Genomic DNA, 25831 nt, shown 5'->3' on the forward strand with positions numbered 1-25831 from the left:
GGTGTCATGCCGGGCGTCCGTCCTTTCTCTCCCAGGTGTAGCGCCGCCCGGCCACCGCCTTGAAGGAGTGCTGTCCGGACTCGAACAGGTCGCTGCGGACGGTGAGTTCGCGGGTTCGTGACGCCGCCAGAGCAAGGTGGGTCGCCCGGCCGTCCCTCCACTCGATGGCGAGGGTGGCGCCGCCGCGGGCGCGCAGGCCGTGCACCGAGCCGGCCGGCCAGGCGGCGGGCAGGGCCGGGAGCACCTCGATGATGTCGTGCTGGCTCTGGAGGAGCATCTCGACGACGCCGGCGGTGGCGCCGAAGTTGCCGTCGATCTGGAACGGCGGGTGGGTGTCCCAGAGGTTGGGCAGGGTCGAGGACTTGAGCTGTTCGGCGAGCATCGTGTGGGCGTGGTCGCCGTCGTGCAGCCGGGCCCAGAAGTTGATCTTCCATGCCTTGGACCAGCCGGTGCCGCCGTCCCCGCGTGCGGTCAGGGAGACCTCGGCGGCCCGCGCCCACGCGCTGCCGGGTTCGATCTGCCGTCCGGGGTGGAGGGCGAAGAGGTGCGAGACATGCCGATGGGTGTCGGCGGGGTCGTCCAAGTCCTCCTTCCACTCCTGGAGTTGACCCCAGGAGCCGATTCGCAGGCCGGGGTCGAGCCGGGTCAGCGCGTCTTCGACACGGCGTCGGAAGTCGGGCGTGTCGCCCAGGGTGCGGGCGGCTTCGAGGGTGCTGGTGAACAGGTCGTGGACGATCTGCTGCGACATGGCCGCGCCGGTGGTGAAGTCGCCGTGCTCGGGCGAGTAGCTGGGGGTGACGACGAGGGTTCCGTCGCGGGGGTCGGTGCGCAGGTTGTCCAGCCAGAACTCGGTGGCCTCCTTCATGACCGGGTACGCGGTGGTGCGCAGATAGCCGGTGGAGCCGCCGAATCTGTAGTGCTCGTACAGCTGCTGGGTGAGCCAGGCGGCCGCCTCGGGGAACCAGAACGAGGTCGCCCAGTCGTGTACGCCGGTGAAGCCGTACGGGTTGGTCTCGTTGTGCACCACCCAGCCGCGCGAGCCGAACATCTCGTGTGCGGTCCGGCGTCCGGGTGCGCGCAGGGCCTCGACGAAGCGGTCGTAGGGCGCCGTCGTCTCGGCGAGGTTCGCGGCCTCGGCGGGCCAGTAGTTCATCTGGAGGTTGATGTTGACGTGGTAGTCGGCCGACCACGGGGGCGTGGTGCTGTTGTTCCAGACGCCCTGGAGGTTGGCGGGCAGGGAGCCGGGGCGTGAGGAGGCGATGAGCAGGTAGCGGCCGTACTGGAAGTAGAGGGCCTCCAGGGCGCGGTCCGCCGCGCTCGTGCCGCCGGTGTACGAGGACAGCAGGCGGTCCGTGGGGAGGTCGGCGGGGAGCGACTGGCCGATGTCCAGGCCGACTCGGCCGAAGAGGGACCGGTGGTCGCGGAGGTGCCGGTCGAGCAGGCGCGCGTGGTCCCGGCCCGCGCGTCGCACGGCACTGCTGACGGCGGCGTGCGGGTCCGGGCCGCGGTAGTCGGGGTAGGTGTCGGCGTAGTCCGTGCCGGCGGCCAGGACGAACCAGGCGCTGTCGGCCCCGGTCACGGTGAGGGTGCCCTCGGTTCCGGAGGTCACGGTGCCGCCCTCCGCGTGCACCCGGACCTGCGCCTCGAAGCGCAGCCCGTTGTCGGCGAGGGCGCCCCGCACGGTCAGGGTCCGGTCGGCGGCGGTGGCGGTGAAGTCGGCGCGGGGTGAGGTGTGGCGCAGGGTGAAGGTGACGCTGCCGGGGCGGTCGGCGCTGAGCCGTCCCACGATCACACCATCGGGGTGAGAGGCGAAGAAGTCCCTTTGGTGGCGCACGCCTTGGTGGGTGTAGGCGACCGAGGCGACCGCGTTGTCGAGGTCGAGCTCGCGGCGGTAGTCCGGCGGGGGCGTGGCCGGCGCGTCCGGCAGGTCGAGGTGGAGGTCTCCGAAGGTCTGGTGGGCGCCGTAGCCGCTCCGTGGCTGGCCGAGGCGGTCGGCGACCGACTCGGGGTCGAGGGTGGTCCGGGTGTCGAGGTCGTCCTGGACGGCGGTGATCGCGCCGGGTCGGGGCGTGCGCCAGTTGCCGTGGTCGTAGCCCTGGGCGGAGCCGGGGCCGCCGGTCCAGAGGGTCTTCTCGTTGAACTGGAGGTGTTCGGAGGCGAGGGTGCCGAAGACCATGGCACCGAGTGCACCGTTGCCGATGGGTAACGCCTCGCGCTCCCAGTCGGCGGCCGGGGCGGCGTACCAGAGCACGGATGGCACTCTCGACACATCGGAGGAATCGGCGGCATTGGCCTGCCCGGCTTCTGCTCCCAGGGCGAGCCCTCCGGCTCCTCCCACTGCCGCCACTGCCTTGAGAGTCGTTCTTCGGGTGATCCCTTGCGGCTCATACGACATGACCCCTGACGCTAGAGATCCGATGACTCAGCGGCAAGGGTCATGACAAAGACAGGCGGGGGCCGGTCAGGCCGGGGAGGGTGGGGTGACGGTTCAGCCTTGCTGGAAGAGCTCCGCGGGCAGCGGCTTGAGCAGGGCGTACAGGTCGTCGGTGATGGGGCGGTCCCAGGCGGCGATGGTGACCAGGACATGGTCGCTGCGGTCGAACTGCACGCAGGAGATCCGGCTCTCGGAGAGCTTCAGGCGCCGCACGATCAGGAGGTTGTCGCCCTGCATCACCGGCACGTCCTCGCTGCCGACGACGGTGACCTCCTCGTCGTTCTCCAGCGCCAGCAGCAGCTGCGCGACCTCGAACGGCACCTCGTCCTGCTCCACCTCGCGGGCCGGGGAGCCTTCGGGCAGATTGCCGATGATCATCGCCGGGCCGCGGCCGCCGAAGAGGTCGTAGCGCAGGAAGACGCCCTGGCAGCTGCCGTCGGGGGCGGGCAGCAGCCCGGCACCCAGGTTGCCGGGCCAGTCGCCCGGGTCCATGGCCAGTACGTCGAAGTCGGGCCCGGCGGGCGTGGCGCTGCGGCGGCGGAGGAACGACATGTCGCCATGGTACGTGGCCCGACCCGTTCCATGATGTGAGGGCGGTCGATCGACCGGCGCGCCCAGGTACTTCGACCAGCGGGAGTTGGCCGCCGCGCGACCCGCTACTCCTGCGCCGGCGCGGGTGGCACCACCGCCACCGGGCTCGCGGCGTGGAGCAGGACCGCCTGGGTCACCGAGCCCATCATGCGGGCCGGCGCAAGAAGGCGGCGCCGGTGACGGCCCACGACGACGAGGCTCGCGTCCCTGGAGGCGGCGACGAGGCTGCCCGCCGCGTCGCCCGGGGTCGCATAGGACTCGGCGTGGACGTCGGGGTGGCGTTCGCGCTGCGGTTCGAGGAGGCCCTCGGCCAGGACGCGGGTCTCGGACTCGATGGCTTCCTGGTCGGCCGGCGCCGGTACGACCTGGGCGGTGGCCGCGGTCCACAGATGCAGCGGCCAGTCGTAGGCGGCGACGGCCTGCAGCCGGGCTCCGCGCCGGGCGGCCTCGGCGAAGGCGAAGGACAGGGTGGCCTCGTCCGGGCTGTCCACCGCGAGGCCGACGACGACCCGGGGGCCCGGCTCGATCGGCATCGTGTCGTCGTCGACCTTCCGGCCCGGCTTCGGCACGACGACGACCGGGCACTCGGCGTCCCGCGCGGTGGCCACGCCGCAGGAGCCCAGCAGCAGACTGGCGAAGCCGCCGCGGCCCCGGCTGCCCAGGACCAGCAGCTGGGCGGTCGAGCCGAGTTCCGGCAGGACGGTGCCGGCCGCTCCGGCGAGGGCCGAGTACTCCAGGGCGGGCCGCTCGACGCGCCCCTCCAGATACCGGCGTACCTCGTGGATCACCGGGTCGTGCTCGGACTCCGGCTGCCCGGACGGCATGACCTCGGGCCCCGCCCAGGCGGCGTACTGCTGTACGTGGACCACTCGCAGCGGCGCCCGGCGCAGCAGGGCGGCCTCGAAGGCCCAGTCCAGCGCCACCAGGCTGTCGTCCGAACCGTCGACCGCCGCGATGACGGGCAGGGTGCTCATGGGTTCCTCACCTCCGGGGTACGACCTTCCCGATCCGGGGCCAGCCTGGCTCAGGCTTCGGCCCCGAAGGGGTTCTCAAGGTCGCGTGTCCGGAAAAACGGAAGGAACACCCCCGGATCGGCCCGAAGGCTGCGGCCGGCGCGCGGGTCACCGCCCGCCGGCTCGTCTCCGTACGGTCCGTTCGCTGCGTCCCCCGGTCAGGTCAGGTCGAACTCGCCCTCGCGCGCACCCGACACGAACGCGCCCCACTCGGCAGGGGTGAAGATCAGGGAAGGGCTCTCCGGGCGGCCGCTGTTGCGCATCGCGATGAACCCCTCGACAAAGGCGATCTGGACATCCCCCACGCCACGGCTGCTCGAGTGCCAGTCGGCGTTGCTGAGGTCCAGCTCCGGCTTGTCCCAGCCCGTGAGTGGCTGCTGCTGGATGGTGGTGCTCTCGGCCACGTCCGTGCTCCTCCCGATTCGCGTCGTCCGCGGGTCAGCCTAGCGATCGGTCCCGGGTGCCAACAGGCCACCTGAGGGGGACCTTTGCGGAGGCGTCTCCACCGGCGTGCGCGAGGCCGCTCAGGCGTCCGGGGGCTCGGCGCCCACGAGCCACATGGAGAAGAACTGCGACCCTCCGCCGTAGGCGTGCCCGAGCGCCTTGCGGGCCCCTTCCACCTGGTGTTCCCCGGCCTGGCCGCGCACCTGGAGGGCCGCTTCCGCGAAGCGGATCATGCCGGAGGCGCCGATGGGGTTGGTCGACAGCACGCCGCCGGACATGTTGACGGGCAGATCGCCGTCCAGCTCGGTCACCCCGGCCTCGGTGAGCTTCCAGCCCTCGCCCTCGGCGGCGAACCCGAGATTCTCCAGCCACATGGGCTCGTACCAGGAGAACGGCACGTACATCTCGACGGCATCGATGTCCCGGCGCGGGTCGGCGATGCCCGCCTGCCGGTACACGTCGGCCGCGCAGTCCTTGCCGGCCTGCGGCGACACGGCGTCCTTGCCCGCGAAGAGGGTGGGTTCGCTGCGCATGGCTCCGCCGAGCATCCAGGCGGGTGGGCGAGGTGCGCGGGCGGCTCCCGCGCGGTCGGTCAGCACCATCGCGCAGGCGCCGTCGGACGACGGGCACGTCTCCGAGTAGCGGATCGGGTCCCACAGCATGGGCGATGCCTGGACCTTCTCCAGGGTGATGTCGTGCTCGTGCAGATGGGCGTACGGGTTCTTCAGCGCGTTGCGCCGGTCCTTGTAGGCGACCAGCGAACCGATCGTGTCGGGCGCGCCGCTGCGCCGCATGTACGCGCGCACGTGCGGGGCGAAGAACCCGCCGGCCCCGGCCAGCAGCGGCTGCTGGAAGGGGATCGGGAGGGACAGTCCCCACATGGCGTTGGACTCGGACTGTTTCTCGAAGGCGAGTGTCAGGACGGTGCCGTGGACGCGGGCCGCGACCAGGTTGGCGGCGACGAGGGCGGTGGATCCGCCGACCGAGCCGGCCGTGTGCACGCGGAGCATGGGCTTGCCCACCGCGCCGAGCGCGTCGGCGAGATACAGCTCCGGCATCATCACGCCCTCGAAGAAGTCGGGCGCCTTGCCGATGACGACCGCGTCGATGTCCGCCCAGTTCAGCTCTGCGTCGTCGAGTGCGCTGCGGGCCGCCTCCCGGACGAGCCCGGCGATCGACACGTCCCGGCGTGCGGCGACGTGCTTGGTCTGTCCGATGCCTATGACGGCCACGGGCTCCTTGCTCATCGCGGATCCCCTTCGAGTACGGCGACCAGGTTCTGTTGCAGACAGGGGCCGGACGTGGCGTGTGCGAGCGCCCGGTCGGACTCGCCGCGGTGGATGCCGGCGGCGGCCTCGCCCATGCGGATGAGCCCGGCCGCCATGACGGGGTTGGCGGCGAGCGCCCCGCCGGACGGGTTGACGCGCACGCCGTCGTCGAGCCGGAGCGCCTTGCGCAGGACGACCTCCTGCGCGGTGAAGGGCGCGTGCAACTCGGCGGTGTCGACGGGCCGTTGGAATGCCCCTGCCTTCTCGGCGGCCAGGCGGGTCGAGGGCGAGTCGGTCAGGTCGCGCACACCCAGGCTGTGGGCCTCGATGCGGTGATCGATGCCGCGGATCCAGGCGGGCCGTTCACACAGCTCACGGGCCCGCTCCCCGGCCGCGAGGATCACGGCGGCGGCTCCGTCGCCGATCGGCGGGCAGTCGCCGGTACGGAGCGGCTGTACGACGTAGTCGCCGTGCGGCACCGAACCGCTCAGCTGCGCATGGGAGTTGGCGGTGGCGTCCGCCCGGCTGCGGGCGGCGACCGCGGCGAGAGCGGGCTCGTCCGTGTCACCGGCGTCGATGAGGGCCTGGGCCTGGAGGGCGGCCAGGGCGACCGAGTCGGGCCAGAGGGGGGCGACGTAGTACGGGTCGAGCTGACGGGTGAGGACGTCGCGCAGGGGGCCGGGTGAGGACTTGCCGTAGGAGTAGACGAGCGCGGTGTCGGCGTCGCCGGTCAGCAGCTTGGTCCACGCCTCGTACAGCGCCCAGGCGCCGTCCATCTCGACGTGCGACTCGGAGATCGGCGGCCAGGCACCGACACCGTCGAGGGCGAGGGTGAAGGAGAAGGCCCGGCCGGCGAGGTAGTCGCTGGAGCCGGAGCAGGTGAAGCCGATGTCGGCGGTCTTCAGGCCGGTCCGCGCCAGCACCTCGTGCAGGACGGGCATGAGCATCTCCACCTCGGAGAGCTCCTCGGTGGTGCGCCGGTGGTCGGTCTGCGCGAAGGCGACGACGGCGATCTCGCGGGTCACAGCAGCTCCCTGTAGGTGTCGTAGTCCGCGTCGGGCTCGCCCGTGGGCCGGTAGTGATCGGGGAAGCGGGAGTCTGCCGTCCACACGGGTTCGACCCGCAGACCCATGCGCACCTGGTCGTAGGGGATGCCGCCGATCCGGGCGTGCAGGGCGAGGCCGGCGCCGTCGAGGGCGATGTGGGCGTAGACGTACGGCACTTCGATGTCTAGGTTCTTCGCCTTGATGTTGACGATGCAGAACGTGGTGACTGTGCCGCGGGGCCCCACTTCGACCTGTTCCAATGTGGCGAGACCACATGTGGGGCACGCACCCCTGGGCGGCACGTACACCTTGCGGCAGGACGGGCAGCGTTCGCCGACGTTGCGGTGTTCGGCCAGGGCGTTGAGGTAGGCGGTCTGGGCGCGGCCGGGTGAGTAGGTGTAGTCGAGGCGGGCCAGGGCGACGATGCCGGTGACGGGATCCGCGAACTCGCCTGTGTGGGCGGCGGGTTCGGCCGCGTCCACGGCGCCCTCGGCGTACGGCTCGAAGCAGGAGATGTCCGTGATGGAGCCGGTGCGTTCCTCGGCCCAGCGGACGCGGACCCGCATGCCGGTGTGCACGGCGTCGGGGCCGGGGGCGTCGAGTGCGTGCAGAAGGGCGGTGTCGGCACCGTCGAGGCGGACCAGGACCCAGGCGAAGGGGGTGTTGAGGGGCTGGTCGCGGCGCGGGGCGTGGTTCCAGGCCCAGGTGGTGACCGTGCCCGTGGGGGCGACCTCGACCAGGTCGCGGAGCTCCTCGGCGGTGACGGGGTCGTACTCGACGGGTGGCACGAGCGTGCGTCCGTCGCCGGTGCGCACCCCGAGCACGACGCGCTCGCGCAGCCCGGTGAGGAAGGCGCTCTGCACGGGGCCGAGAGAGCGGGTGAAGGGGAACTCGACGGTCAACGGGGCCTTGAGGACTTCGGGCATCGGGGTGTGCCTCCTCCGGAGAACGGGGTGCGAGAGGCGCGCCCCAGAGGGGCGCGGGGCTGAGCTCATATGCGGCTCCGCCGCGTGGGCGCGACCAGCCACATACGGCCCGCAGCGTCCGAACCTGCCGGCGTCCCTACGTACGCTTGTAGACAGGCGGCCGCTTCTCGGCGAAGGCGCGGGCGCCCTCCTTGGCGTCGGCCGTATCGAAGATCGGCCAGCCACGCTTCAACTCGGCGGCGAGGCCGTCGGTCTCGGTCATCTCGGCGGTGTCGTACACGGACGCCTTGACGGCCTCGACGGCGAGCGGGCCGCAGGCGTTGATCTGTTCGGCGATCTCCAGGGCCTTGTCCAGTGCCGTGCCGTCGGGGACGACGTGCCCGATCAGGCCGATGCCGGCGGCCTCGCGGGCGCTGTACGGGCGTCCCGTGAGCAGCATCTCCAGGGCGTGGGTGCGCGGAATCTGCCGTTGCAGCCGGACCGTGGAGCCGCCGATCGGGAACAGGCCGCGCTTCACTTCGAACAGGCCGAAGGTGGCCGACTCGCCCGCGACGCGGATGTCGGTGCCCTGGAGCATCTCGGTGCCGCCGGCGACGCAGTACCCCTCGACGGCGGCGATCACCGGTTTGCGGGGCCGGTGGTGGCGCAGCATCGCCTTCCAGTGGAGGTCGGGGTCGGCCTTGAGCCGGTCGCGGTGGCGCTCCCCCTCCATCCCGTGCCCGGCCAGGGCCTTGAGGTCCATGCCCGCGCAGAACGAGCCGCCCGCACCCGTGAACACGACCGAGCGGATCGTGTCGTCCGCGTCGGCTTCGAGCCAGCCGTCGTAGAGGCCGACGAGCATCGCCAACGAGAGCGCGTTCTTGGCCTCCGGCCTGTTGAGCGTGAGCACCAGTGTGGCGCCTTCCCGCCGTACGGCGAGGTGTTCCGTCCCACTCATCGCCCGTCTCCCCTCTGAAAGAACGAGAACAGGTTGCAGGAGGCGCCGGGGCACTTCAAGGGTTTTCTGACAGGTAGTCAGATTTCTTGTGCGCGGACCCTTCACAGTTGTGCCGCCCTTTGCTCTGATGACCGGCAGCCGGTGGAGAGCGAGGGCAGGAGGAACGGTGGAGTACAACCTTGCCGACCTGTTCGAGTCGGTCGTCGACGCGGTCCCGGACCGCGAGGCGCTCGTGTACGTGGATCATCCGGGCACGGGTGCGGAGCGTCGTCTGACGTACGCCGAGCTGGACGCGGCGGCCAACCGGATCGCCCACCATCTGCTAGACAGCGGGATACGTCCCGGCGAGCATCTCGGGCTCCATCTCTACAACGGCATCGAGTACCTGCAGACGGTGCTGGCCTGCCTGAAGGCACGGATCGTCCCGGTCAACGTCAACTACCGCTATGTGGAAGAGGAGTTGGTGTACCTGTACCGGGACGCCGATCTGGTGGCCCTGGTCTTCGAGGCGGAGTTCACGGACCTGGTGGCGGCGGCGCTGCCCCGGGTGGACGGGCTGAGGCACCTGGTGCGGGTGGGGTCCGTGGCGCCGGGCGCGGCCGAGGCGGCGGTCGTACCGGCCGTGGCCTTCGCGGACGCCGAGGCCGCCGGGTCGCCCGAGCGGGGGTTCCCGGCACGGTCGGGGGACGACCAGTTCATCATCTACACCGGTGGCACCACCGGCATGCCCAAGGGTGTGATGTGGCGCCAGGAGGACCTGTTCTTCTCGGGGCTGGGCGGCGGCGCGCCGACCGGTGAGCCGGTGCGAAAGCCGGAGGAACTCGCCGAGCGCGTGGCGGCCGGCGGCGACGGCATCACGTTCTTCCCGACCGCTCCGCTGATGCACGGGACGTCCACACTGACCGCCTTCATCGGCTTCAACTTCGGCCAGCGCATCGTGATCCACCGCAAGTTCGCGCCGGAGGAAGTGCTGCGGACGATCGAGAAGGAGAAGGTCACCAGCGTCTCGCTGGTCGGCGACGCGATGCTGCGGCCGCTGGTCGACGCGCTGAACGGACCCATGAAGGGCACGGACTGCTCGTCGATGTTCAGCGTGTCCTCGTCCGGCGCGATCATGTCGGACACGGTGCGCCGGCAGTTCCAGGAACTGGTCCCGAACGTCATGCTCCTGAACAACTTCGGCTCCTCCGAATCCGGCTTCAACGGTACGGCGACCGAGGACTCCGGCCCCGAGCGCGGATTCCGCATCCGGGTCAACTCCCGTACGCAGGTGGTCGATCCGGCCACCTGTGAACCGGTCGCCACCGGCGAGGTGGGCCGGGTGGCCCAGTGCGGCCATGTGCCGCTCGGCTACTACAACGACCCCAAGAAAACCGCCGAGACCTTCTTCCAGAAGGACGGTCAGCGGTGGGTACTGCTCGGCGACATGGCCACGGTCGACGAGGACGGCGTCGTCACCGTGCTCGGACGCGGCTCGCAGTGCATCAACACAGGGGGCGAGAAGGTGTATCCGGAGGAGGTCGAGCAGGCGCTCAAGTCCCACCCCGACGTGTACGACGCGCTGGTGGCCGGGGTGCCGGACGCGAAGTGGGGGCACCATGTGGCGGCGGTGGTGCAGCTGCGCACGGGCGCGGAGCGGCCGTCCCTGGCGGACATCCAGAGCCACTGCCGCTCCCACCTCGCGGGGTACAAGATCCCCCGCCAGCTGGTGATCGCGGACTCGATCCGGCGTTCCCCCAGCGGCAAGGCGGACTATCGCTGGGCGCGTGAGGTGGCGGTCTCGGCGGACAGGTGAATCCCGGGCAGGTCTGGTTGAACCCAAGGTGACGTGCGGACGTACTGATGGTGGCAGGCTCGGTCATCGACCGCTGTTTGCCATGCCATCGCAAGACCGCACGGAAGGACCGCCGAGTGTCGCTCTTCACTCGCTCTCGTCAGCCGCTCAACACCGCTGAGGGCGGGTCGGACGCGGAGGACGATACGGGCGGGACGGGGGTGACCGGGGAGGCGGAACCGGCCGCAGAGGCTGAGGTCGGCCGCACGGCTTCGGACGCGGCTGCCGATACGGACGTCGTGGGTCCGTCGGACAAGACCGAGCCGGACCAGGACGCCGAGGCGGCCGACGAGGCGGAGGGTGTCGACCAGGCCGACAAGGCCGAACAGGCCGCCGGATCCGAGGAGACGGTCGACGACGGCGCGCAGCGCTCCGACTCCCCTCCCCCGGGCTGGTTCGGCTGGCGGCGACGTTATCCCCGTACGGCACGCGGCGTGTCCGTGGGTACGACCGTGCTGGCCGGCGCACTCCTGCTCTTCGCACTCCTCGTGCCGAACCGTCTCGAACGGCTCGGCCCCGAGGCCTTCTTCCGTCTCCCCGCCGAAGGGATCCTGCTCGCGGGCCTGCTGCTGGCGGTGCCGCCGCGGTCACGGCGGCTGATGTCGGTGGCCGCGGGTGCGCTGCTCGGCGTTCTCACCGTCCTGAAGTTCGTCGACATGGGCTTCTACTCGGTGCTGGCCCGCCCCTTCGACCTGGTCCTGGACTGGATCCTGCTGGACGACGCGGCCGAGTTCGTACGCGAGTCCTTCGGCCGTACGGGGCAGGTGCTCGCGGTGGTCGGGGTGATCGTCCTGTTCGTCGCGGTGCTCGTCCTGATGACGCTCGCGATGGTGCGGGTGACGAACCTGATGGTCGGCCATCGCGCGGTCGCCACGCGCACGACCCTGATCCTGGGCACCGCGTGGATCACCTGCATGACCCTGGGCATCCAGATCGCCGGGGTCCCGCTGGCCACCAAGGGCAACGCCGACTTCCTCAACAACCGCATCGAGCAGGTACAGGCCGGCCTCAAGGACGGGCGGGTCTTCGAGAAGCAGGCCGCGGTCGACGCGTTCGCGAAGACACCGCCGGACCAACTGCTGACGGGGCTGCGCGGCAAGGACGTGCTGTTCACGTTCATCGAGAGCTACGGCCGGGTCGCGATCGACGATCCGGCGATGGCTCCGCAGATCGACTCGGTGCTCAAGGAAGGGACGAACTCGCTCAAGGCGGCCGGGTTCCAGTCGCGCAGCGCGTGGCTGAAGTCGCCGGTGACGGGCGCGGGCAGCTGGCTGGCCCACTCCACGTTCCTGTCCGGCCTCTGGATCAAGAACCAGCAGCGGTACCGGAGTCTGACCACCAGCGACCGTGCGACGCTGGGCAGCTACTTCAGGAAGACCGGCGCATGGCGGACGGTCGGCGTCGTACCTGGTGTGCGGCGGGCCTGGCCCGAGGGCAAGTTCTTCGCGCTCGACCACATCTACGACTCGGAGCACCTGGGCTACAACGGCCCGTACTTCAGCTGGACGCCCGTGCCCGACCAGTTCAGCCTGGAGGCCTTCCAGCGTCTGGAGCACGGCAAGAAGAACCGCGATCCGATCATGGCGGAGATCATCCTGGCCTCCAGCCACAACCCCTGGTCCCCCATCGCGCGCATGACCGACTGGGACGAACTCGGCGACGGCTCGATCTTCCACCGGATCAAGAAGGAGGGCACCGACCCCAAGGAGGTCTGGAAGGACCCCGAGCGCGTGCGCACCGAGTACCGCCACGCCATCGAGTACTCGCTGCAGAGCCTCACCGAATGGGTCGAGCGGTACGGCACCGACGACACGGTCCTCGTCTTCCTCGGCGACCATCAGCCCGTCCCCACCGTCACGGCCGGCAGCACCAGCAAGGACGTGCCCGTCACGATCGTCGCCCGGGACCCGAAGGTCCTCGACAAGATCGCCGAGTGGAACTGGACGGACGGCCTCAAGCCCGCCGAGAACGCCCCCACCTGGGGCATGGACCGCTTCCGGGACCGCTTCATGACGGCGTACGGGCCCCGAGGGGACTGAGCGGCGGACGGCTGGGCCGTTCGAGGATCCCCGGGAAGGGCTCGAACGGCCTAGCACCGCGCGCCGGTGCTCGGGTGACGTACTTACGGTCGCACTGACGGTTGTCCAGACCGCAGGACCGAGAGGCAACGCCCGTGAAGCGACGCGCCCACGCGATATGTACGACCGCGATCACCCTGCTCGTCGCCGCAGGCCCGGTGTCCCAGCCGGCCTACGCCCAGGGTGACCTGGACTGTCGCGACTTCGTCTTCCAGGAGGACGCACAGGCGGAGTTCAACCGCGACCGGAACGACCCTCATCGCCTGGACGAGGACCAGGGTGCGGACGACGGCATCGCCTGCGAGATCCTGCCACGTCGCAGCACGCTCACGTCACCCTTTCCCACGAGCTCACCGCGCCCCACCAGCTCACCGCGCCCCACCAGCTCGCCCCGCCCCACCAGCTCGCCCCGCCCTACGAGCTCACCCCGCCCCACGCAGGGCGTCCGGGGCGGTCTTGGCGGTGCCGCCGGGCCGGCGGACTTCGAGCTGGCACTCGGCGCCGGCCTGGCCGTCGGCGCGCTGGCGCTGACCGCCGGGTACGTCGTGCTGCGGCGTCGACAGCGTCGCTGATCGCCACTCGTGGTAGGGGCCGGCGTATGTCCCGTGAGGAGCGGTACAAAGAGAAGCTCGCGACCGAGTCCACGCGACTCCTGGAGGGCACGGTGGTGTTGCAGCGCCGCACGGCTCGGTTGACTGCAATATCCGGCTGTTTTGCTGGTGATCAATTGGCAAGGCATGAAGCATCTGTCCTCATGTCTGGGATTGCCGAGTTCACTAGTGCGCATCCGGACGTCATGGACGGCCGGGCGGATTTGCCGCAAGTCGGCGCCGTGGTTGAGGCCAGGCGGCGGTCCTGCCGTACGTGGTGGTGCTGGGGTGGTTCTGACTGCTGTGGGCGGTCGACGTCGGCTGGGAGCAGGCCATCGAAGCCGAGACCGCCACACTGATGGGGTGGCTGCGGTCGGCGCGCCGAATCCGCAGCGGCGACGCCGCCGCATGGATGCGTTGGCGGCCGGCTTCGTCTATTCGAAGACCGGCAGGCCGAGTCTGGGATCCGGGTACGCGCCGCGCACCATCGCGCACAATCTGTCGGTAGTGCACTGCTTTTATGCTTTCCACTCGCACTTCGGTCGGGAGCCCGTGGTCAGTCCGGTGCCGGACAGCAGATCCCGCCGACGGGCCTTGGCGCACGTGTCGTCGATCAAGCCCGCCAGGCCGCATCGGCGGGCACGGCTGCGGCCGGGAGGCGGGCCTGCCCACGGGTGGCGATCCCGTCTGGCACACCCTGCGAGGGGAGCCGAGGCCGTTGAGCTACCGGGCGGAGCGACGGATCCTTCAGCGCGCCGGCGAGCAGCTTGGTACCAACTGGACGCTGCACGATCTTCGGCACACCGCGGCGACCCGGATGGCGCGGTGAGGTCGAATGACTCGACCTCACCCTGAGATTCCTGCGGAGCAAATGCGCCCAGGCGCACCGCACAGCCGCTATGCGCAGGGGGGAGCGACCGCGTACCGCCAGGGCGTGACTGATGCGGCGTGAATGTTGCTCAGGTGTGTACACCGCTGGCTCCCCAGCCTTTGAATCGTCGTGCGTTGACGAGTGGGGTCCACCCGTGGCTTCATGCGCTGCCAGCCGGGGAGGGACACCTAGCGTCGCGAGTGGTGCAACCAGGTCTGTCCCCGTTGTGCAGCACGCCAGGCGGCCGAAGCTGTCTCCAGGTCGTTGCGGGCACGCACGGTGTGCGGGTGCTCAGGACCCAGCACGCGTACGCGGTCAGTGAGCGTCTGCCGCAGCAGTCGTACCGCCTCTTTCTGCTCACCCATCCTGGCCAGTGCAATGGCAAGGTTGTGGCGGCTGGTCAGGGTATCGGGGTGCTTGACGCCCAACACACGAATGCGGTCGTCCAGCGTCTGCCGGTGCAGGCGGACCGCCTCCGCATGTTCGCCCATCCCATCCAGGGCGAGACCAAGGCTGTCACGGCTGGCCAGGGTGTGCGGATGCATAAGGCCCAGCACACGAGCGTGGTCGTCAAGAGCCCGACGCAGCAGGCGTTCCGCTTCTGCATGCTCGCCCATCCTGGCGAGTGCGCTGGCGAGGTTGTGGCGGCTGAGCAAGGTGAGGTGGTGTTCGGGGCCCAGCACACCGATGCGGTCGTCCAGCGTCTGCCGGTGCAGGCGGACCGCCTCCGCATGTTCGCCCATCCCATCCAGGGCGAGACCAAGGCTGTCACGGCTGGCCAGGGTCTGCGGATGCATAAGGCCCAGCACGCCGGCACGGTCGGCGAGGGTCTGTCGCAGTAAGGACACCGCCTCTGCATGCTGTCCCGTCCCGTCCAGGGCGCAGGCGAGGTCGTGACGGCTGGTCAGGGTGTCAGGGCTCGCGGGGCCCAGGGTGCGGTTACGGTCCTCCAGCGTCTGCCGGAGCAGACGTATCGCCTCGGCTGGCTCGCCCATTCCGAACAAGGCGTTGGCCAGGTGGTTGCGGCTGGTCAGGGTGTCGGCGTGCTGGGGACCTAAGGTGCGGGTCTCGAAGTCGAGGACCCGTTGGTGCAGCAGACGGGCTGCACTGAAGGCGCCGGCGTGCTGCAGTATTTGCGCGAGCGTGTTCAGGGCAGTGCGGTGGTGCGTGGCGGACCGCGGGTCCGGTAGCTCGAGCAGCACTGGCAAGTGAGGGGCGAGGAGCACGGCCTCAGGCCAACCGGCGCGCCCCTGCTCGTCTACCTCATGCACGGCTGCGGTCAGCCGCTCGGCAAGGGCTCGGTGCCATGTGGCGAGATTGGATGCCTCGGCCGCTAGAGCGACGGCGTTGATCTCTCGGATCAAGGGGTGCAGCACCACCTGCGCCGGGCCGCTGATGCCCGACGCCTGCCCGGCGTTGCCGGGAGAGTGTGGAAGGCCGAGCAGGCCGTACCGGTGCAGACCGGCAAACGCAGTCTCCAATGCCATGACGGTGACATCGCATCCGGTGACGGCAGACAGCAGGTCCGGGGTGATGAGGGACAGCGGGATGGGAGCCTCAGCCAGTACGGCTAGTAGTCGCAACACGGGGCGGGCCAATGCGTTGCCTTCCCGGGTCAGCTGGTCCAGGGACACCTCCCAGGTGTGCCGCACCACGGTGCGTGCGACTCGCGGATGGGAGGCGTCCGGGTGTTCGGCTCCCAGCAACCGGGGCAGCTCATGCTCCAGGGCCTGGCGGTAGGTGGTGAAGGTGCGGTAGCGGCTGGTGGGCCCGGCCAGGTAGGTGCCGGCCGCGTGCAGCGCCAGCGGGAGCCCGCCTAGCCGCATGGCCAGATCCCGAGCCTGCTCGGCTGTGCCAGCTGCGGGAGCAGCGTCGAGCAGGATCTGGCCTGCGGGCTGTGCGGGCAGCGGCTTCAAGGGCAGTAGCTGGGCACGCGGCCCCCACGTCTGCGGGCTACCGTCTCGGCTGGTCATCACCAGCAGGCCTCGGCCGTGCGGGCGGATCCAACCGCGGTAGTCGGCCAACGGCTCCCCTGTCGGGCCGATTTCTTGCGGCCCGTCGGCGTTGTCCAACACCAGCAGCCACCGGCGCGCCCTGCCCAACTGCCGCCACACTACATCCGGCAGACTCGCCCGCCCGGCTCGCGCGGACTCCAACTCTGCCTCGGGTAGCCCGCAGGCCAGTGCCGCCTGAACCATCTGCTGCGCCAGCTCGGCGGAATCGCGCCAGCGCACCCAGAACACTCGCCAGCCCGCCGCCTCGGCCTGGGAAGCGAGTTGCGCGGCTACCGTTGTTTTGCCCATCCCGCCAGCTCCGCACAACACCGCGAACCTTCCCTGTGGCCGGCGCAGCATGCCTGCGAGCTCGGCCAGCTCCACCTCACGTCCGCGCACGCGCTCCACATGTGGGGGGCGTAAGGAATGCGGCCGACCCCGAGTTGGTCGGCCCAGTGATCCCAGCCGCGCTGGCGGTCTTGCTGCGGCATCCAGCCGCCGACCCCACACCACCAGCCCGATGCCGGCCGTCACCAGCACAGCGAATGCCGGCCAGATTACCCATGCCTGAGCAGCCCATCCTGGTACGGAGGCACTGGCGTAGTTGGTCACCGGCCCCAGCCCCGCCGCCACGGCCGCAGCCGTCCCCGCCACGGCCGACCCGGCCCACGCCCCCTGCCTACGCCCCATGTTCGCCCCCCGTCCACCGCCATCAGCATGCCCAAACCGAGACCACGTGCACGGGCGGTTGCAGGATTGGTAGTCAAGCTGGTGCGGCACCCTCTCCCGACCAGCACGCCCGTCTCGAAGAAGGCCGACAATCGGTGGTCAGCTACGTGAGGGCGCCGCCGACCGGAGAACCGATGAGACCCCCGAGGAGTCCGATCCATAGCTGCATTGGATACTCACGATGCCGGTGACGTCCTGCAACAAGAATCTCGGAAGTGCAGCGCCGTCACCGTGGACGAGTATTCGTCCCAGGTCCGGCCGTCAAACATGCGGCCGCCGGCCTTCGAGGTGGGGCCACGAATTTACTTGAAGAAAAGGGGCCACTTGACGATCGACGTATCGGTCGCGGATGTCTCGAACCCAGTCCAGGTCCAGCGGCCGGTGCTGTGGGCCGCTCTCCCCGCCGACGATCAGCCAGTCGATCTCGGCCAGGTCAAGCGACGGCGCCGGGCCCAGCAGAGGCTCCAGAGACAGCAAAACGGACGGCTGCAGGGGTCCGCCGCAGCTCGTCGGCTCGCCAAGAATACTCATCCGATTCAATCGACGTGCTGATCCAGACGTTGGGCAGCGGCCACGGGTTCAAGGCGTTCCGGTTGACCACGCGCGTGCGCACATCCTCGGGCACGAGCCTGGTGAGCGGAGCGGTGCCATAAGCCGACAACCGCTCCACCTCGGCCCAAACCGAATCCACGAACTGCTGAGAGTCCAGCAGACGGCGCAGCTGTCGAGGCCTCTTCGCGAGTACCTGGAACTGGTGTTGAGGGCCTAGCGCCATCGTTGCGAACCCAGGGCCGCTGGTCCGCGGATCACCATCCCGCTGGTATTTCGCCTGCCCCGTCGCCTTCAGCCGCTTGGCCCGCTTCAACTCATGGCAGTTGTCACAACCAGGCGAGATCCGGTCACAGCCCGTCGTGGGATGCCAGGTGACGTCGGTCCACTCAATCGTCGTCGAGGTACTCATGGCGTACCGCAAGCAGCAACAATGAGACTTGAACGGAACGTGACTGCACGACTACGGCTCCTGTAAGACCTGCTCGGCGAGTCGACTTCCGGGGGAGCAGAATGACATCGGCGATCATTGGTCTGATAGGTGCGGCCCTGGGTGCGTTGACGGCTGTGATTGGCTCGACCCTGTCTGAACGACGGCAAGCACGTCACGAGGCCGCAGCGTGGCGCCGGGACCAGCGGGCCGCCGCCTACGACGGTGTCTTCCGCGCGCTGACCAGAGCGGCCAGTTACCGCCACAAGATCCCCGTCCAAGGTGCGCCTGACCAGTCCCTCCTGCAGCAATGGTTCGACGATCTCGTTGAAGCTCAGTATCGGCTGCGTCTTCTGACGGCCCACTGCCATCGCCCCGGCGGCGGAACGAGCCTCCCCGTCGCTGTCGAGCGGATCAACACGGCCCTAGCCCTCCTTGGGGAAGGTGACCTGGCCAAAGCTTCCGACGCTGCCGACGAGACGGCCGAACTGATCGCCAGGTGCGCGCGAATCGACATGGGCAACGAGCCCACCCCGCCATCGACGTGACCGCTGCCTGCTGGCGAACCTTCGCCGAGAGCCCGGAGGCGCACCGTGACCGCACGCTGGTGACCGGGATAGCGCAGAGAGGCCGGGAGTACGGCGACTCCCGGCCGTGCCGTGGTGACAGGTGACCCGGGCCGACTCGCTCAGGGCCGGCCGAGCACGTCCCTGCCGTCGACCGCGTCGTACGCCGGGTCCGCGTCGGTCGCCCGGTCCGTGTCGGTTGCCCGGTCCGCGTCGGTCGCCCGGTCCGCACCCGCGTCCGTCGTCGGCTCGGCCGGGGCTTCGCCACCCTCGGCGGCGGCCGGGACCGCTGCCGCGGACCTGCCCGTGCGCCACCGCATGACGCGCGTCGCCAGCGGTTCGGTGTAGCGGGCGGTGAGGGGACCCACGATCACCAGGATCAGCACATAGGCGGTGGCCAGCGGGCCCAGCGACGGTTCGATGCCGGCGGTGACGGCGAGTCCCGCGATGACGATGGAGAACTCGCCCCGGGCCACCAGGGTTCCACCCGCCCGCCAGCGGCCCTTGACCGAGACACCGGCACGCCGGGCAGCCCAGTACCCGGTGGCGATCTTCGTGCACGCGGTGACCACGGCCAGCGCGAGCGCGGGCAGCAGCACCGGCGGAATGCTCGCCGGATCCGTGTGCAGCCCGAAGAAGACGAAGAACACCGCGGCGAACAGATCCCGCAACGGCGCCAGCAGATTGTGCGCGCCCTCCGCCACCTCACCCGACAGCGCGATGCCGACCAGGAACGCGCCGACGGCCGCCGACACCTGCAGCTGCTGCGCCAGCCCGGCCACGACCAGGGTCAGGCCGAGCACCACCAGTAGCAGCTTCTCCGGATCGTCACTGGAGACGAAACGCGAGATGTGACGGCCGTAGCGCACCGCGAGCAGCAGCACCAGTCCGGCGACGCCGAGCGCGATGGCGAGGGTGGCGCTGCCCGCCGCGAGACCGGCCCCGGCGAGCAGGGCGGTGACGATCGGCAGGTAGACGGCCATGGAGAGGTCCTCCAGGACGAGGATGCTCAAGATGACCGGCGTCTCACGGTTGCCCAGCCGCCCGAGGTCGCCGAGGACCTTCGCGATGACACCGGAGGAGGAGATCCAGGTGACGCCGGCCAGGACGACCGCGGCGACCGGACCCCAGCCGAGCAGCAGTGCCATCACAGCGCCGGGCACCGCGTTCAGGGCGGCGTCGAGGAGTCCGGCCGGGTACTGGGTCTTGAGATTGGAGACGAGGTCGCTGGCCGTGTACTCCAGACCGAGCATCAGCAACAGCAGGATCACCCCGATCTCGGCGCCTATGGCGACGAACTCCTCGCTGGTTCCCAGGGGAAGCAGCCCGCCCTCGCCGAAGGCGAGCCCGGCCAGCAGATAGAGGGGTATCGGCGAGAACTGGAACCGTCCGGCGAACCGGCCCAGCAGGCCGAGACCGAGGATGATCGCGCCGAACTCGATGAGGAAGACCGCGGAGGAATGCATCGCGGCTCACTCCCGCCCGAGTATCTCGGCGGCCGACTCGACGCCTTCGCGGGTGCCGATGATGATCAGGGTGTCGCCGCCCGCCAGCCGGAAGTCCGGCGTCGGGGAGGGAATGGCCTCGGCACGGCGCAGCACGGCCACGATGGACACCCCTGTCTCGGTGCGCATCCGGGTCTCGCCGAGCAGCCGTCCGTTCCAGTGCGAGGTGGCGGACAGTTCGACGCGCTCGGCTACGAGGCCCAGCTCCGTGGTGGACAGCAGGTTGGGGCTGTGGTGTGCGGGCATCAACGCGTCGATCAGCGTGGTCGCTTCGGCGGAGCTGAGCCGCACCGACAACGCGCACGCGTCCGGATCGTCCTTTCTGTACGCGCTCAGCGTCCGTGAACCGTCCCGGTGGGCGACCACGGACAGGCGACGCTGTTCGCGCGTGGTGAGGTCGTAGCGGACGCCGATGCCCGGCAATGGCGTACTGCTCAGGCGCGGAGCACCCATAGCGGTCCCCCCTCATTCAGGTGTCTCTTCCAGCACTCTTTGACGAAACTTTAACGACCAGGGCGCACAGAAAGTGTGGCCCGCCCCCTTGCCTGATCATTCCCGGACTGAATTACTGAACCCGAGCACGTGGACCGAATGATCGGTCGTCCGAATTGATGCGGTTGGCGAGGGAGAGTTCCTCATGGCGGAGGCGACGGAGCTGCTGGACTCGGGGGAACGGCTCGACCCGGAGGCGCTGCGCGCGTTGCAGTTGGAGCGGTTGCAGAGGTCGTTGCGGCACGCCTACGACAACGTGCCCTTCTACCGGCAGTCGTTCGACAAGGCCGGCGTTCGGCCCGAGGACTGCCGCTCGCTCGCCGATCTGGCCCGCTTCCCGTTCACCGTCAAGGCCGACCTGCGCGAGAACTACCCGTACGGCATGTTCGCCGTGCCGCAGGACCGTATTCGCCGCCTCCATGCCTCCAGTGGCACCACCGGACGCCCCACGGTCGTCGGCTACACCGATGGCGACCTTTCCCTGTGGGCCGACATGGTGGCCCGCTCCATCAGGGCGGCCGGCGGACGTCCGGGGGACAAGGTGCATGTGGCGTACGGCTATGGGCTGTTCACCGGTGGTCTCGGCGCACACTATGGGGCCGAACGGCTGGGCTGTACGGTCATCCCCGCGTCCGGCGGTATGACGGCGCGCCAGGTCCAGCTGATCCAGGATCTGCGGCCCGAGATCATCATGGTGACGCCGTCGTACATGCTCACCCTGCTCGACGAGTTCGAGCGGCAGGGCGTCGATCCACGGGGGACGTCCCTGCGTGTGGGCATCTTCGGTGCCGAGCCCTGGACCGAGCAGATGCGCCGTGAGATCGAGGAGCGGTTCGCGATCGACGCCGTGGACATATACGGGCTGTCCGAGGTGATCGGCCCCGGGGTCGCGCAGGAGTGTGTGGAGACCAAGGACGGGCTCCATGTGTGGGAGGACCACTTCTTCCCCGAGATCGTCGACCCGATCACCGGTGAGGTACTGCCCGACGGCGAGGAGGGCGAGCTGGTGTTCACCTCGCTCACCAAGGAGGCCATGCCGATCATCCGGTACCGCACGCGGGACCTGACCCGACTGCTGCCGGGGACCGCCCGGGTGTTCCGGCGGATGGAGAAGATCACCGGTCGCAGTGACGACATGGTCATCCTGCGCGGCGTCAATCTCTTCCCCACCCAGGTCGAGGAGATCGTGCTCCGCACGCCGGGCGTGGCGCCCCACTTCCAACTGCGGCTCACCCGGGAGGGCCGTCTCGACGCCCTCACCGTGCGGGCGGAGGCTCGCCCCGACGCGTCGCCGGAGATCCGGGACAGCGCCGCGCGGTCCATCGCTGCGGCCGTGAAGGACGGCATCGGTGTGTCGGTCATGGTGGAGATCGTCGAACCGGAGTCGCTGGAACGGTCGGTGGGCAAGATCAGGCGGATCGTGGATCTCCGCCCGCGCTAGCCACCCCGTCGTCTACTCACCGGCGAACCGGTCCCGCAACTCACGCTTCAGGATCTTCCCGCTCGCGTTGCGCGGCAGCTCGTCCACGAACACCACCCGCTTCGGCGCCTTGAAGTGGGCGAGCTTCTCGCGCGCATGCTCGACGAGTGCGGCCTCGCTCACCTCTGCGCGAGGCACGACGACCGCTGTGACGGCTTCGATCCACCGCTCGTCCGGCAGACCGATCACGGCGACCTCGGCGACCGCCTCGTGCGTGTACAGGGCGTCCTCGACCTGCCGTGAAGCGACCAGTACGCCACCGGAGTTGATGACGTCCTTCACCCGGTCGACGACGGTGAAGTAGCCCTGTGCGTCCCGCACCGCGAGGTCCCCGGAGCGGAACCAGCCGTCGCGGAACGCCTTCTCGGTCTCCTCGGGCTTGTCCCAGTAGCCCTCGCACAGCTGCGGCGAGCGGTAGACGATCTCGCCGGGTGTGCCGTCGGGGACGTCCTTGCCGTTCTCGTCGACCACGCGCGCGTCGACGAACAGCACGGTGCGCCCGCAGGAGTCCATGCGGCCCTTGTGCTCGTCCGGTGCGAGGACGGTGGCGAGGGGGCCGATCTCGCTCTGGCCGAAGCAGTTGTAGAAGCCGAGTGCGGGGAGGCGTTCGCGCAGTCGTTCCAGGACGGGCACCGGCATGATCGACGCGCCGTAGTACGCCTTGCGCAGAGCGCCGAGGTCGCGCTCGGCGAAGTCGGGGCGGCCCGCCAGGCCGATCCACACGGTGGGCGGGGCGAACAGGCTGTCCACGCGGCCGGCCTCGATCAGGTCGAAGAGCCGGTCGCCGTCGGGTGCGTCGAGGATGATGTTCGTGGCGCCGACCGCGAGGTACGGCAGCAGGAACACATGCATCTGTGCCGAGTGGTAGAGCGGCAGGGAGTGCACGGGGCGGTCGCCCGCGCTGAGGTCGAGGGCGGTGATGGCGCTCAGATACTCGTGGACCAGGGCGCGGTGCGTCATCATCGCGCCCTTGGGCAGGGCCGTCGTACCGGACGTGTAGAGCAGCTGGACCAGGTCCTCGGCGCGCGGCTCAGGGCCGTCGTACGCGGGCGCCGTCGCGAGACGTGCCAGGAGCGAGCCGTCGGCGTCGCGCAGGGGCACCGTACGGACGTCATCGGGCAGGCGGTCGGCGAGGCCGGGGTCGGCGAGGACCAGGGAGCTGCCGGACTGGCCGACGATGTAGGCGAGGTCGTCGCCGGTCAGGTTCTGGTTGACCGGGACGTGCACGAGGCCCGCGCGGGCGCAGGCGAGGAACGCGATCAGATAGGCGTCCGAGTTGTGGCCGTAGGCGCCGACCCGGTCGCCGGGGGCGAGGCCCAGGTCGAGCAGGACGCTCGCCGCGCGGGAGACCGCGTCGTCGAGTTCCTCGTACGACCATGTACGGTCGGCGTACTCCACCGCGATCCGTGCGGGGGTGCGCCGCGCGCTGCGCCGCAGCACCCCGTCAACCGTGCTGCCCTGTCCCTGCGTCATGACTCATGATCCTCGGTGCGTCACCGGGGCAGGTCAAGCACCCGGGGGCACATGGGACAGACCAGTGGGTACGCTCAACCGCTCCTTCCCTCAATGACGTTGGGAGGCACATATGCGCACCACCCGTGTGAGACGAATTGCCGCCGGGGCGGCCGCCCTGCTCATGGCGTCGGCCGCGCTGCCGGCCGCCGCGGCCGAACGGCACGGTCGTCAGGAACATCCCTCGCACGGCGGCATGTCCGCCGTGATCCGTTACACCGAGTACGGCATTCCGCACATCGTCGGCAAGGACTACAAGTCGCTCGGCTTCGGCACCGGTTGGGCGCAGGCGGCCGACCAGGTGTGCACACTCGCGGACGGGTTCGTGACCGTCCGCGGCGAGCGTTCGCGTTTCTTCGGACCGGCAGCGGCGGCCGACTCCGCGCTCTCCTCGGCGACCAGCAACCTCTCCAGTGACCTGTATTTCCGCGGTGTACGCCGGGCCGGCAGCGTGGAGAAGCTGCTCGCCGAACCGGCGCCGCGCGGGCCCAGCCGTCAGGTCAAGGACCTGATGCGTGGCTTCGCGGCCGGATACAACACATGGCTCGAGCGGAAACGGATCACCGACCCCACATGTAGGGACGCCACATGGGTCCGGCCGATCACCACGCTGGACGTGGCCGCCCGTTTCTACGCCATCGCCGTGCTCGGAGGTCAGGGCGGCGCCGTGGACGACATCACCTCCGCCCGGCCGCCCACCGGATCCGCCACCGGGAGCAGCGGGGCCCGACCGGACGCCCAGGCCCTGATCCGGGCCGTGCGGGAGCGGACCGCGGACGCGGACATGGGGTCCAACGCGGTCGCGTTCGGGGGTGACACCACAGCGAACGGGCGTGGTCTGCTGCTGGGCAACCCGCACTATCCATGGCACGGCGGGCGCCGTTTCTGGCAGGCGCAGCAGACGATTCCCGGCGAGCTGGACGTCGCCGGTGCGGCCCTGCTCGGTTCGCCGACCATCGCCATCGGCTACAACTCACATGTGGCGTGGAGCCACACCGTGTCGACCGGTGTCCCGTTCAGTCTGCACCAGCTCACACTCGATCCGGCCGACCCGACCGTGTACCTCGTGGACGGCAGGCGGGAGCGGATGAAGAAGCGGACCGTGACCGTCGCGGTCAAGGGCGCGCCGCCGGTGACCCGCACCCAGTGGTGGACCCGGTACGGCCCGGTCGTCGCCTCCGAGGGGGGCGAGCTCCCGCTGCCGTGGACGACGACGACGGCGTACGCCTTCAACGATCCCAACGCGGCCAACATGCGGTTCGGCGACACCTCGCTGGGCTTCGGAAAGGCACGCGGCACGGCCGATGTCCTCGCATCGCTCGCCCGGCATCAGGGTCTGCCGTGGGTGAACACGATCGCCGCGGACTCCACGGGGCACTCCCTGTACACACAGTCGCAGGTGCTGCCCCGGATCACCGACGATCTGGCGGCGCGGTGTTCCACGGGGCTGGGCAAGGTGACCTACCCGGCGGCGGGCGTGGCGGTCTTCGACGGATCCCGCGGTGACTGCGCGCTCGGCAGCGATCCGGACGCCGTGCAGCGCGGGACGTTCGGGCCGGCGCGCATGCCGACGCTGAAGAACGAGCCGTACGCGGAGAACTCCAACGACAGTGCGTGGCTGGCCAACGCCGACCGGCCGCTCACCGGTTACGAGCGGATCTTCGGCACCATCGGCACCCAGCGCTCCCTGCGCACCCGCGGCGCGATCGAGGACGTGGCGGCGATGGCGGAGCGGGGCGGTCTGACCGTCCGGGACCTGGAGCGCCAGCAGTTCCGCAACCGGGTGCCCGCGGCGGATCTGGCCGTTGCCGACACGGCGAAGGCGTGCGCGGCCCTGCCGGGTGGCACGGCAACGGGCAGCGACGGCAAGGTCGTTGACGTCTCCGGAGCCTGTACGGCGCTCGCGGGCTGGGACCGCACCATGGACACCGGCAGCCGGGGCGCCCTGCTCTTCGACCGGTTCTGGCGGAAGCTGTCCGCGAAGGTGCCGACCGCCCAGCGGTGGAAGGTGCCGTTCTCTGCGGCGGACCCGGTGCGCACGCCGAACACGCTCAACACCGGTGCTCCCGGTTTCGCCACGGCCCTCGCGGACGCGGTCGCGGAGCTCCGGGCGGCGGGCATCGCGCTCGACTCCCGCCTCGGCGCCCACCAGTTCGTCGTACGCAACGGACAGCGCATCCCCGTACACGGCGGCACGGAGGGGATGGGTGTGTGGAACAAGATCGAGCCGGTGTGGGACCAGTCGCGGGGCGGCTACACGGAGGTGACGACGGGCTCCAGCCACATCCAGGCGGTGGGCTGGAACGGCAGCCGTTGCCCGGTGGCCCGCACGCTGCTGACGTACTCACAGTCCTCGAACCCCGACTCGCCCCACTTCAGCGACCAGACCCGGTTGTTCTCGGGTGAGAAGTGGGTGACGGCGCGGTTCCGCGAGAAGGACATCCTGTCGTCGCCGGTGTTGAGAGTGGTGTCGGTGGGCGAACACAGGTAACAGAGATGTGGTCCCGCCCCTTCCCACGGGCGGGACCGCTTTTCGCCCCCA

At 70.0% G+C, this 25831-nt stretch carries 20 protein-coding genes; 6 read left to right on the forward strand and 14 right to left on the reverse strand.

Annotated elements, in window-relative coordinates:
* Positions 1-4: 4 nt before the first annotated feature.
* The 8 genes from ACFPQ9_RS32625 to ACFPQ9_RS32660 all read right to left on the reverse strand — a co-directional run bounded on the left by ACFPQ9_RS32625 (position 5) and on the right by ACFPQ9_RS32660 (position 8659).
* The gene (locus tag ACFPQ9_RS32625) at positions 5-2251 is read right to left on the reverse strand and encodes a glycoside hydrolase family 95 protein (protein ID WP_380861552.1); all 2247 of its coding nucleotides are present in this window, start codon (positions 2249-2251) and stop codon (positions 5-7) included.
* Positions 2252-2488: 237 nt separating this feature from the next.
* On the reverse strand, positions 2489-2986 hold the full coding sequence (locus tag ACFPQ9_RS32630) for a hypothetical protein (RefSeq protein ID WP_380861554.1): 498 nt from the start codon (positions 2984-2986) through the stop codon (positions 2489-2491).
* A 104-nt stretch (positions 2987-3090) separates the two neighbouring features.
* Positions 3091-3999 (reverse strand): universal stress protein, encoded by a 909-nt coding sequence (locus ACFPQ9_RS32635; RefSeq protein ID WP_380861556.1) that lies wholly within the window; start codon positions 3997-3999, stop codon positions 3091-3093.
* Positions 4000-4196: 197 nt separating this feature from the next.
* Positions 4197-4442 carry a DUF397 domain-containing protein gene (locus ACFPQ9_RS32640; RefSeq protein ID WP_126397947.1) on the reverse strand — a complete coding sequence of 82 codons (246 nt, stop codon included), beginning with the start codon at positions 4440-4442 and terminating at the stop codon, positions 4197-4199.
* A gap of 120 nt (positions 4443-4562) precedes the next feature.
* Positions 4563-5729, reverse strand: coding sequence for a thiolase domain-containing protein (locus ACFPQ9_RS32645; protein ID WP_380861559.1), 1167 nt, complete (start codon positions 5727-5729; stop codon positions 4563-4565).
* Positions 5726-6775 (reverse strand): thiolase domain-containing protein, encoded by a 1050-nt coding sequence (locus ACFPQ9_RS32650; protein ID WP_380861561.1) that lies wholly within the window; start codon positions 6773-6775, stop codon positions 5726-5728. The genes ACFPQ9_RS32645 and ACFPQ9_RS32650 overlap by 4 nt, the downstream gene beginning before the upstream one ends.
* A complete protein-coding gene (locus ACFPQ9_RS32655) occupies positions 6772-7722 on the reverse strand; it encodes a Zn-ribbon domain-containing OB-fold protein (protein WP_380861563.1) in 951 nt (316 codons plus the stop codon). The genes ACFPQ9_RS32650 and ACFPQ9_RS32655 overlap by 4 nt, the downstream gene beginning before the upstream one ends.
* A 136-nt stretch (positions 7723-7858) precedes the next feature.
* On the reverse strand, positions 7859-8659 hold the full coding sequence (locus tag ACFPQ9_RS32660) for a crotonase/enoyl-CoA hydratase family protein (protein ID WP_380861565.1): 801 nt from the start codon (positions 8657-8659) through the stop codon (positions 7859-7861).
* A 166-nt stretch (positions 8660-8825) separates the two neighbouring features.
* On the opposite strand from ACFPQ9_RS32660, the gene ACFPQ9_RS32665 reads away from it, so the two are divergent.
* The 3 genes from ACFPQ9_RS32665 (at position 8826) to ACFPQ9_RS32675 (ending at position 13143) form a co-directional block, all read left to right on the forward strand.
* Positions 8826-10454 carry an acyl-CoA synthetase gene (locus ACFPQ9_RS32665; protein ID WP_380861567.1) on the forward strand — a complete coding sequence of 543 codons (1629 nt, stop codon included), beginning with the start codon at positions 8826-8828 and terminating at the stop codon, positions 10452-10454.
* A gap of 116 nt (positions 10455-10570) precedes the next feature.
* A complete protein-coding gene (locus ACFPQ9_RS32670; RefSeq protein ID WP_380861569.1) occupies positions 10571-12532 on the forward strand; it encodes an alkaline phosphatase family protein in 1962 nt (653 codons plus the stop codon).
* Positions 12533-12666: 134 nt separating this feature from the next.
* Positions 12667-13143 (forward strand): hypothetical protein, encoded by a 477-nt coding sequence (locus ACFPQ9_RS32675; RefSeq protein ID WP_380861571.1) that lies wholly within the window; start codon positions 12667-12669, stop codon positions 13141-13143.
* Positions 13144-14220: 1077 nt separating this feature from the next.
* Here ACFPQ9_RS32675 and fxsT read toward each other — a convergent pair.
* The 3 genes from fxsT to ACFPQ9_RS32690 form a co-directional block, all read right to left on the reverse strand.
* Positions 14221-16716 carry an FxSxx-COOH system tetratricopeptide repeat protein gene (fxsT, locus tag ACFPQ9_RS32680; protein ID WP_380861573.1) on the reverse strand — a complete coding sequence of 832 codons (2496 nt, stop codon included), beginning with the start codon at positions 16714-16716 and terminating at the stop codon, positions 14221-14223.
* A 300-nt stretch (positions 16717-17016) separates the two neighbouring features.
* Positions 17017-17286 carry a DUF5131 family protein gene (locus tag ACFPQ9_RS32685; protein ID WP_380861574.1) on the reverse strand — a complete coding sequence of 90 codons (270 nt, stop codon included), beginning with the start codon at positions 17284-17286 and terminating at the stop codon, positions 17017-17019.
* Entirely contained in the window at positions 17189-17716 is a 528-nt protein-coding gene (locus ACFPQ9_RS32690) for a DUF5131 family protein (RefSeq protein WP_380861576.1), read from the reverse strand. Before ACFPQ9_RS32690 ends, ACFPQ9_RS32685 begins: the two co-directional genes overlap by 98 nt.
* Positions 17717-17817: 101 nt before the next feature.
* Between ACFPQ9_RS32690 and ACFPQ9_RS32695 the strand changes: the two genes are divergently transcribed.
* Positions 17818-18282 (forward strand): hypothetical protein, encoded by a 465-nt coding sequence (locus tag ACFPQ9_RS32695; protein WP_380861578.1) that lies wholly within the window; start codon positions 17818-17820, stop codon positions 18280-18282.
* A 140-nt stretch (positions 18283-18422) separates the two neighbouring features.
* On the opposite strand, the gene ACFPQ9_RS32700 is transcribed toward ACFPQ9_RS32695, so the two are convergent.
* A complete protein-coding gene (locus ACFPQ9_RS32700; protein WP_380861580.1) occupies positions 18423-19766 on the reverse strand; it encodes a cation:proton antiporter in 1344 nt (447 codons plus the stop codon).
* Positions 19767-19772: 6 nt separating this feature from the next.
* Complete coding sequence (locus ACFPQ9_RS32705) at positions 19773-20258, reverse strand: cation:proton antiporter regulatory subunit (protein WP_380861582.1); 486 nt, start codon at positions 20256-20258, stop codon at positions 19773-19775.
* Positions 20259-20442: 184 nt separating this feature from the next.
* Between ACFPQ9_RS32705 and paaK the strand changes: the two genes are divergently transcribed.
* A complete protein-coding gene (gene paaK, locus ACFPQ9_RS32710; protein WP_380861584.1) occupies positions 20443-21738 on the forward strand; it encodes a phenylacetate--CoA ligase PaaK in 1296 nt (431 codons plus the stop codon).
* Between the two features lie 12 nt (positions 21739-21750).
* On the opposite strand, the gene ACFPQ9_RS32715 is transcribed toward paaK, so the two are convergent.
* Complete coding sequence (locus tag ACFPQ9_RS32715) at positions 21751-23250, reverse strand: acyl-CoA synthetase (protein ID WP_380861586.1); 1500 nt, start codon at positions 23248-23250, stop codon at positions 21751-21753.
* Positions 23251-23362: 112 nt separating this feature from the next.
* On the opposite strand from ACFPQ9_RS32715, the gene ACFPQ9_RS32720 reads away from it, so the two are divergent.
* The gene (locus tag ACFPQ9_RS32720; RefSeq protein ID WP_380861588.1) at positions 23363-25780 is read left to right on the forward strand and encodes a penicillin acylase family protein; all 2418 of its coding nucleotides are present in this window, start codon (positions 23363-23365) and stop codon (positions 25778-25780) included.
* Positions 25781-25831 lie beyond the last annotated feature (51 nt).

It is taken from the genome of Streptomyces coerulescens, from assembly GCF_042657965.1.
GTDB lineage: Bacteria > Actinomycetota > Actinomycetes > Streptomycetales > Streptomycetaceae > Streptomyces > Streptomyces coerulescens.